We start from the raw sequence: 8,634 nt of genomic DNA on the forward strand, positions 1-8,634 counted from the left end.
GGAGACCTGTTTCTTCATGCTGCGCACCCTGACCATCCGCGACTTCGTCATCGTCGATGCCATCGAGCTCGAATTCTCCAGCGGCTTTACGGTCTTGACCGGCGAGACCGGCGCCGGCAAATCGATCCTGATCGACGCGCTGCAGCTGGCGCTGGGCGGGCGCGGCGAAGCGAGCATGGTGCGCGAGGGCGCGGCCAAGGCCGACATCACGGCCGATTTCGCGGCCACGCCCGTAGCCCAGGCCTGGCTGGAGCAGAACGAGTTTGCTGTCGACGAGGGCGGGGCGCTGCTGCGCCGGGTGATCGACAACGCGGGGCGCTCCAAGGCCTACATCAACGGCGTGGCCGCAACGGCCGCGCAGCTGCGCGAGCTGGGCGAGATGCTGGTCGATATCCATGGCCAGCACGCGCACCAGTCGCTGCTCAAGAACGACGCGCAGCGCGCGCTGCTGGACAACCTGCTGGCCGTGCAAGACCCGGCCGCGCGCGCGCAGGCGCAGGCGGTGGCGTCCAGCTACAAGGCCTGGCGCCAGCTGGCCCGCCAGCTCGAGGAGTTCGAGACCAATGCCAAGAACGTGATGCTCGAACGCGAGCGGCTGGAGTGGCAGGTGGGCGAGCTGGACAAGCTGGCCGTCAAGCCGGGCGAGTGGACCGAGATCACCAACGAGCACAGCCGCCTGTCGCACGCGGCCAGCCTGCTGGAAGGCGCGCAGGAGGCGCTGGCCGCCATTTCCGAGTCCGACCATCCGATCCTGTCGCAGCTCTCCGGCCTGAACCAGAAGCTGGCCAAGCTCGTGGACGTGGACGCGGCGCTGCAGCCGGTGCTCGACTGCATGGAGCCGGCGCGCATCCAGCTGCAGGAGGCGGTGTACGCGCTCAACGACTACATCGACAAGGTCGAGCTGGACCCGGCCCGCCTGCGCGAAGTGGACGCGCGCATGGAGGCCATCCACGGCACCGCGCGCAAGTTCCGCGTGGCGCCCGAGGAGCTGCCGGCCGAGCACGCGGCGCTGGCCGACAAGCTGCGCCAGCTGGCCGACGCCACCGACATCGACGGCCTGCGCCGCCAGGAGCAGAAGGCCAAGGCGGCCTACATGGCGCTGGCCGAAGCGCTCTCGCGCACCCGCGCGCAGGCGGCCAAAACGCTGTCGGAGCAGGTGACGGTGGCGATGCAGGACCTGTCCATGGGCGGCGGCAAGTTCGAGGTGCTGCTTGCCGATTGCGAGCCGACCGCCCACGGACTGGAGCAGGTCGAGTTCCTGGTGGCCGGTCACGCCGGCGTGGCGCCGCGGCCGCTGGCCAAGGTGGCCTCGGGCGGCGAACTGGCGCGCATTTCGCTGGCCATTTCGGTGATCACCTCCAGCGCCACGGTCACGCCGACGCTGATCTTCGACGAGGTGGACAGCGGTATCGGCGGCGGCGTGGCCGAAGTGGTGGGCCGGCTGCTCAAGCGCCTGGGCCAGCAGCGCCAGGTGCTGTGCGTGACCCACCTGCCGCAGGTGGCCAGCCAGGCCAACCAGCACTTCCAGGTGGCCAAGGGCACGCTGGCGTCGGGCAAGACCGTCTCGCGCATCGACGTGCTGGGCGCGCGCGAGCGCGTGGAGGAAGTGGCGCGCATGCTGGGCGGGCTGGAGATCACCGAGACCACGCGCAAGCACGCGCGCGAGCTGCTGGCGTCCTGACGGGTTGTGCACCGTGCATCGTAGCGTGGGCAGCTTGCTGCCCACGCGTCCAGTCCGGGCTTGCGCAGCCTGAACGCGTGGGCGGGAGACCCGCCCACCCTACCAACCCGCGACGGCGCGCGCAAATATCCTTGCTGCACCAAGCGTGGCTGAATTTATAATGGCGGGTCACAAGCCGTCCATACACCGCACAGATGCCTTTCCAAAAAGAACCACCGCACACCCACGGCAGCGTTGCCCGCAACGCGCTCGTGCTGGTCAACCTCGGCACTCCGGATGCGCCAAGCCGCCGGGCCGTGCGCCGTTACCTGAAAGAGTTCCTGTCCGACCCGCGCGTGGTCGAGATTCCCAAGCGCATCTGGTGGTTCATCCTGCACCTGGTCATCCTGCCGTTCCGTTCCGGCGCGTCGGCCGCCAAGTACGAGATGATCTGGACCCGCGACGGCTCGCCCCTGCGCGTGCACACCGAAAAGCAGGCCGAGCTGCTGCAGGCGGCGCTGGAAGAGCGCGGCCATGATTCGATCAAGGTGGCCTGGGCCATGCGCTACGGTTCGCCCGCGCTGCCCGAGGTGCTGGCGCGCCTGAAGGCCGAGGGCGTGGACCGGATCGCGATCATGCCGGCCTACCCCCAGTACTCCGGCACCACCACCGGCTCGATCTGGGACGCGGTGTTCGCGCACTACGCCACCGTGCGCAACGTGCCCGAACTGCGCCTGGTGAAGCATTACCACGACCACGACGGCTACATCGACGCGCTGCGCGACACGATTCTCGAGCACTGGGAGGCGAACGGCCGCGGCGACAAGCTGGTGATGAGTTTTCACGGCGTGCCCAAGCGCACCCTGCTGCTGGGCGACCCCTATCACTGCGAATGCCACAAGACGGCGCGCCTGCTGGCCGACCGCCTGCGCCTGTCGCCCAACGACTACATCGTCACCTTCCAGTCGCGCTTCGGCCGCGCCGAATGGCTGCAGCCGTACACCGCGCCCACCGTGGCGCAACTGGCACGCGAGGGCGCGCGCCGGTTGGACGTGATCTGCCCGGGCTTTACCAGCGACTGCCTGGAAACGCTGGAGGAAATCAACATGGAAGTGCGGCGCGAGTTCGAGGCCGCCGGCGGGCAGGACTACCGCTACATTCCCTGCCTGAACGAGGCGCCGGCCTGGATCGCCGGCATGGCCGAGATTGCCGAGCAGCACCTGATCGGCTGGCCCACGATGATGAGCCCGTCCCAGCGCGAAGCCGAACGGCGCGATGCCGCGGTCGGCGGTGAGCGGGCGGCGCAGATGGGAGCGGTGTAGAGGGGCGGGATCGCCGAGGGCTGGTGCCCGCGCGGGCACTTGTGACGCATGCGGGCAGGCTGGTTCAGGAGCCAGAGGCAGGGACCGGCGTTGCCGGCCTGTTAAAATGTCAGGTTTTCAGTGCGCCTGAACCCCCAGGCCGGCATAGCAGATCCACGCCATCGCGAGGATGGTGTAGGCCACGATGGCGGCACTGATCAATTGCAATTTCATGGTTTCGACCCCAAGGGCGACACAAAAACGTCGCTCGTGCGCGACGCTGCTCACAAGTCCATCTTAGAACTTCCGCCGCCGAAAAGAATCCCCGGTTGTGTAAATTTTGTAACGAATGGTGAAATGGCAACATAACAGTTTGATCCGCATTCCCCTTGAAAATGTAGGAGATCGCCCCATCTGGTGGCCTGTACAACAGCAGGACAACACCAACACTTTGCCAAGTCCTTGATTCTAGGAGTTTTTTCGATGCAAGACCAAGAAAACCAAGAGGTGCCGAACCAGCCGGACGGCCAGGAGCAGGTCCCGGCCCAGGAAGCGGCGCCGGCCGCCGCTGGCGAGCCCAGCCTCGAAGAACAGCTCAGCGCCACCGAAGCCAAGCTGGCTGAAACGCACGACGCTTTCATGCGCGCCAAGGCCGAGGCCGACAACGTGCGCCGGCGCGCCCAGGAAGACGTGAGCAAGGCCCACAAATTCGCCATCGAAGGCTTTGCCGAGGCACTGCTGCCGGTGAAGGACAGCCTGGAGATGGCACTGAAGGTGGAAGCCCCGACCGTCGAATCGATCAAGGAAGGCGTGGAAATGACGCTCAAGCAGCTTAACGCCGCCTTCGAACGCAACAAGCTGGTCGAGGTCATGCCCCAGCCGGGCGACAAGCTCGACCCGAACAAGCACCAGGCTGTAGCCGTGGTGCCGTCCGAGCAGGAAGCCAATACCGTGGTCAACGTGCTGCAGAAGGGTTACATGATCGCCGACCGCCTGCTGCGTCCCGCGATCGTGACGGCAGCGCAGCCGAAATAACAAAAAACATCGTGAAGGTCGGAAAACACCCTTGAAAGCACGCAGTTTTTCCCAATATTTGAGCCATCTGAAATCTATTACATAAAAGGAACAAAATCATGGGCAGAATCATCGGTATCGACCTGGGGACCACCAACTCCTGCGTCGCCATCATGGAAAACGGCCAGCCGAAGGTGATCGAGAACGCTGAAGGCGCGCGTACTACCCCGTCGATCATTGCTTACCAGGACGATGGCGAGATCCTGGTTGGCGCGCCGGCCAAGCGCCAGGCCGTGACCAACCCCAAGAACACCCTGTTTGCCGTCAAGCGCCTGATCGGTCGCAAGTTCGACGAGAAGGAAGTGCAGAAGGACATCGGCCTGATGCCGTACCAGATCATCAAGGCCGACAACGGCGACGCCTGGATCAGCGTGCGTGACAAGAAGCTGGCCCCGCCGCAGATTTCGGCCGAAGTGCTGCGCAAGATGAAGAAGACCGCCGAAGACTACCTCGGCGAAGAAGTGACCGAAGCCGTGATCACGGTGCCGGCCTACTTCAACGACTCGCAGCGCCAGGCGACCAAGGACGCCGGCCGCATCGCGGGCCTGGACGTCAAGCGCATCATCAACGAGCCGACCGCGGCCGCGCTGGCATTCGGCCTGGACAAGACCGAAAAGGGCGACCGCAAGATCGCCGTGTATGACCTCGGTGGCGGCACGTTCGACATCTCGATCATCGAGATCGCCGACGTCGAAGGCGAGAAGCAGTTCGAGGTGCTGTCGACCAACGGCGACACCTTCCTGGGCGGCGAAGACTTCGACCAGCGCATCATCGACTACATCATCGAAGAGTTCAAGAAGATCAACGGCCTGGACCTGAAGAAGGACCCGATCGCCCTGCAGCGCATCAAGGCTTCGGCCGAGCGCGCAAAGATCGAGCTGTCCTCGTCGCAGCAGACCGAGATCAACGAGCCGTACATCGCGATGGCCAACGGCGCACCGGTGCACCTGAACCTGAAGATCACCCGCGCCAAGCTGGAAGCACTGGTCGAGGAGCTGATCGAGCGCACCATCGAGCCGTGCCGTACCGCGATCAAGGACGCTGGCGTGAAGGTCTCGGACATCGACGACATCATCCTGGTCGGCGGCATGACCCGCATGCCCAAGGTGCAGGAAAAGGTCAAGGAATACTTCGGCAAGGATCCGCGCAAGGACGTGAACCCGGACGAAGCCGTGGCAGTTGGCGCGGCGATCCAGGGCTCGGTGCTGGCCGGTGACCGCAAGGACCTGCTGCTGCTGGACGTGACCCCGCTGTCGCTGGGTATCGAAACCCTGGGCGGCGTGATGACCAAGATGATCCAGAAGAACACCACGATCCCGACCAAGTTCTCGCAGGTGTTCTCGACCGCCGACGACAACCAGCCGGCCGTGACCATCAAGGTGTACCAGGGCGAGCGCGAAATGGCTGCCGGTAACAAGGCGCTGGGCGAGTTCAATCTGGAAGGCATCCCGCCGGCACCGCGCGGCGTGCCGCAGGTGGAAGTGACCTTCGACATCGACGCCAACGGCATCCTGCACGTGGGCGCCAAGGACAAGGCCACCGGCAAGGAAAACAAGATCACCATCAAGGCCAACTCGGGCCTGTCGGAAGAAGAGATCCAGAAGATGGTGAAGGACGCCGAGCTGAACGCGGCCGAGGACCACAAGCTGAAGGAACTGGCCGAGTCGCGCAACCAGGGCGATGCGCTGGTACACTCGACCCGCAAATCGCTGACCGAGTACGGCGACAAGCTGGAAGGCGGCGAGAAGGAAAAGATCGAAGCGGCGATCACCGACCTGGAAGGCGCCCTGAAGAGCGGCGACAAGTCGGATATCGACGCCAAGATCGCAGCCCTGACCACCGCGGCGCAAAAGCTGGGCGAGAAGATGTACGCCGACATGCAGCAGCAACAGGCTGGCGGCGCGCAAGCTGGCGCACAGCCGGGCGCCGGCGCCGAGCAGGCCTCGTCGGCCAAGCAGGACGACGTGGTGGACGCGGAGTTCAAGGAAGTCAAGGACGCCAAGTAATACAAGGGGATCGGCTTTGCTGATCCCGCGAAAAGTGCCGAGCCGAAGCAGCCGTATGGTGCCCGGCTCGGTTTTTTTGCAAAGACCGTTTCAACAGTTGAGATAAACAGCAAGGTGCCGACAAATGGCAAAGCGTGATTTTTACGAGATCCTCGGGGTCGCGAAGAATGCCTCGGAAGAGGACATCAAGAAGGCTTATCGCAAGCTGGCGATGAAATACCATCCTGACCGCAATCCGGACAACAAGGAAGCGGAAGAGAAGTTCAAGGAGGTGAAAGAAGCCTACGAGATGCTGACCAACCCGGAGAAGCGCGAGGCCTATGACCGTTACGGCCATGCCGGGGTCGATCCCAACATGGGCGCGGGCGGCTTTGGCGGCTTTGGCGGCGGCGCCGGTTTCGGCGATGCGTTCGGCGACATCTTCGGCGACATCTTTGGCGGCGGCCGCGGGCGCAGTTCGGGCCCGCAGGTGTACCGCGGCGCAGACCTGCGCTACAACCTGGAGATCACGCTGGAGCAGGCGGCGCACGGGTTCGACACCACGATCCGCGTGCCGAGCTGGGACAAGTGCGACACCTGCCACGGCACCGGCGCCAAGCCGGGCACTTCGCCCGTCACCTGCTCGACCTGCCACGGCCACGGCCAGGTGCGCATGCAGCAGGGCTTTTTCAGCATCCAGCAGACCTGCCCCAAGTGCCACGGCAGCGGCAAGGTGATCCCCGAGCCGTGCGCGGCCTGCGGCGGCGCCGGGCGCATCAAGCGCAACAAGACGCTGGAAGTGAAGATCCCGGCCGGCATCGACAACGGCATGCGGATCCGCTCGACCGGCAACGGCGAGCCGGGCACCAACGGCGGGCCGCCGGGCGACCTGTACGTGGAAATCCACATCAAGCCGCACGCGGTGTTCCAGCGCGAGGGTGACGACCTGCATTGCGAAATGCCGATTTCGTTCACCAAGGCCGCGCTGGGCGGCGAGATCGAAGTGCCGACCCTGTCGGGCAAGGTGTCGTTCACCGTGCCCGAGGGCACCCAGACCGGCAAGACCTTCCGCCTGAAGGGCAAGGGCATCAAGGGCGTGCGTTCGGGGTATACTGGCGACCTGTTCTGCCACGTCGTGGTCGAAACGCCGGTCAAGCTGACCGAGAAGCAGAAAGAGCTGCTGCGCGAGTTCGACCGCCTGACGAAGGAGGGCGGCGCCAAGCACAGCCCGCAAAGCAAGGGCTGGATGGACAAAGTGAAGGACTTCTTCGAGTAAGGGTCCGAACCGCTGGATGGCGCGAGTCCCAGCGGTTTTTTTTCGAGATAACCGTTAGCGCTCAAGCAACGTCGTCCCCGCGAAGGCGGGGACCCATGCTGAGGCTCCGATAACCGAGCCGTGGATGTGCCTGCAATCTCTGTCGGAGATCGTCCATGGGCCCCCGCCTCCGCGGGGGCGACCTTCAAGCGCAGCGTAAGCACATAGGAATCACATGCCTAACTCAAAACCCATCACCCGAGAACTGTTCGCCAAGAATCGCGCATGGGCCGATTCGGTGGTCGCCGAACATCCGGATTTCTTCAAATCGCTGGCCGCCCAGCAGGCGCCGGAGTTCATGTGGATCGGCTGCTCGGACAGCCGCGTGCCGGCAAACGAACTCTTGGGCATGATGCCGGGCGAGATGTTCGTCCACCGAAACATCGCCAACGTGGTCGTGCACTCCGACCTGAACTGCCTGTCGGTGCTGCAGTTCGCGATCGAAGTACTCAAGGTCAAGCACATCATCATCTGCGGCCACTACGGCTGCGGCGGCGTGGGCGCGGCGCTGACCGGCCAGCGCGTTGGCCTGGCCGACAACTGGCTGCGCCACGTGCAGGACGTCAAGCACAAGCACGGCCGCTACCTCGGCGAGGTAATGCCCAAGGGCGCCGCGCACGACCGCCTGGTCGAGCTGAACGTGGCCGAGCAGGTCATCAACTGCGCCCAGACCACCGTCGTGCAGGACGCGTGGGAGCGGGGCCAGGAACTGACCATCCACAGCTGGGTCTATGGCCTGAAGGACGGCCTGCTGCGCGACCTGGGCGTGACCGTGTCCAGCGCCGAAGAACTCGCACAGAAGTACGAGTCGCTGCTGGCGCGCTACGCCGAAGGCTGGACCCCGGCGTGAGCGAACCGTCCGGCCAGTTCCTGCAGCTGCGCGACCTGGTGCGCCAGTTCGTGGACGAGCGCGACTGGGACCAGTTCCACACGCCGAAGAACCTGTCGGCGGCGCTGGCCGTCGAAGCGGCCGAGCTGCTGGAGCATTTCCAGTGGCTGCAGCACGGCGGCGCAAGCGAACTGGGCGAAGCGAAGCTGCGCGAGGTCAGGCACGAGATGGCCGACGTGCTGGTGTACCTGGTGCGGATGGCCGACAAGCTCGACGTCGACCTGGTGGCGGCGGTGCAGGAAAAAATGGTGCTGAACCGCGCCAAATATCCCGCGGACCAGGTGCGCGGCGACGCCCGCAAGTATCACGAATACAAGCGCGACGGCGAGGCATAGTCTCCCGTAGGGTGGGCACCTGTGCCCACGCGGTGATCACGCGGCGCGTATTCGGCGCGTGGGCTCGGGAGCCCA

Annotated in this window: 7 protein-coding genes; all 7 read left to right on the forward strand. The window is 64.9% G+C overall.

Going from position 1 to position 8,634, the window contains the following annotated elements; all coding sequences use genetic code 11:
* Nucleotides 1-16 precede the first annotated feature (16 nt).
* The 7 genes from recN (at nucleotide 17) to NX774_RS22450 (ending at nucleotide 8,559) form a co-directional block, all read left to right on the forward strand.
* Entirely contained in the window at nucleotides 17-1,681 is a 1,665-nt protein-coding gene (gene recN / locus NX774_RS22420; protein ID WP_258824511.1) for a DNA repair protein RecN, read from the forward strand.
* A 194-nt stretch (nucleotides 1,682-1,875) separates the two neighbouring features.
* Nucleotides 1,876-2,982: a ferrochelatase gene (gene hemH, locus NX774_RS22425; RefSeq protein ID WP_258824512.1), complete on the forward strand. Its 1,107-nt coding sequence runs from the start codon at nucleotides 1,876-1,878 to the stop codon at nucleotides 2,980-2,982.
* A gap of 462 nt (nucleotides 2,983-3,444) precedes the next feature.
* On the forward strand, nucleotides 3,445-3,996 hold the full coding sequence (gene grpE / locus NX774_RS22430) for a nucleotide exchange factor GrpE (protein WP_258824513.1): 552 nt from the start codon (nucleotides 3,445-3,447) through the stop codon (nucleotides 3,994-3,996).
* A 98-nt stretch (nucleotides 3,997-4,094) separates the two neighbouring features.
* Nucleotides 4,095-6,041: a molecular chaperone DnaK gene (dnaK, locus tag NX774_RS22435; RefSeq protein WP_258824514.1), complete on the forward strand. Its 1,947-nt coding sequence runs from the start codon at nucleotides 4,095-4,097 to the stop codon at nucleotides 6,039-6,041.
* A 124-nt stretch (nucleotides 6,042-6,165) separates the two neighbouring features.
* Nucleotides 6,166-7,296, forward strand: a complete 1,131-nt coding sequence (dnaJ, locus tag NX774_RS22440; RefSeq protein WP_258824515.1) for a molecular chaperone DnaJ — start codon at nucleotides 6,166-6,168, stop codon at nucleotides 7,294-7,296.
* A 214-nt stretch (nucleotides 7,297-7,510) separates the two neighbouring features.
* Nucleotides 7,511-8,185: a carbonate dehydratase gene (gene can, locus NX774_RS22445; RefSeq protein WP_258824516.1), complete on the forward strand. Its 675-nt coding sequence runs from the start codon at nucleotides 7,511-7,513 to the stop codon at nucleotides 8,183-8,185.
* On the forward strand, nucleotides 8,182-8,559 hold the full coding sequence (locus NX774_RS22450) for a nucleotide pyrophosphohydrolase (RefSeq protein WP_258824517.1): 378 nt from the start codon (nucleotides 8,182-8,184) through the stop codon (nucleotides 8,557-8,559). Before can ends, NX774_RS22450 begins: the two co-directional genes overlap by 4 nt.
* Nucleotides 8,560-8,634: the final 75 nt, after the last annotated feature.

Source organism: Massilia agilis, from assembly GCF_024756255.1.
GTDB lineage: Bacteria > Pseudomonadota > Gammaproteobacteria > Burkholderiales > Burkholderiaceae_D > Telluria > Telluria agilis.

Coding starts and splice junctions, on each gene's coding strand:
- recN (WP_258824511.1), top strand. CDS start 17: ATGCTGCGCACCCTGACCATCCGCGACTTCGTCATCGTCGATGCCATC.
- hemH (WP_258824512.1), top strand. CDS start 1,876: ATGCCTTTCCAAAAAGAACCACCGCACACCCACGGCAGCGTTGCCCGC.
- grpE (WP_258824513.1), top strand. CDS start 3,445: ATGCAAGACCAAGAAAACCAAGAGGTGCCGAACCAGCCGGACGGCCAG.
- dnaK (WP_258824514.1), top strand. CDS start 4,095: ATGGGCAGAATCATCGGTATCGACCTGGGGACCACCAACTCCTGCGTC.
- dnaJ (WP_258824515.1), top strand. CDS start 6,166: ATGGCAAAGCGTGATTTTTACGAGATCCTCGGGGTCGCGAAGAATGCC.
- can (WP_258824516.1), top strand. CDS start 7,511: ATGCCTAACTCAAAACCCATCACCCGAGAACTGTTCGCCAAGAATCGC.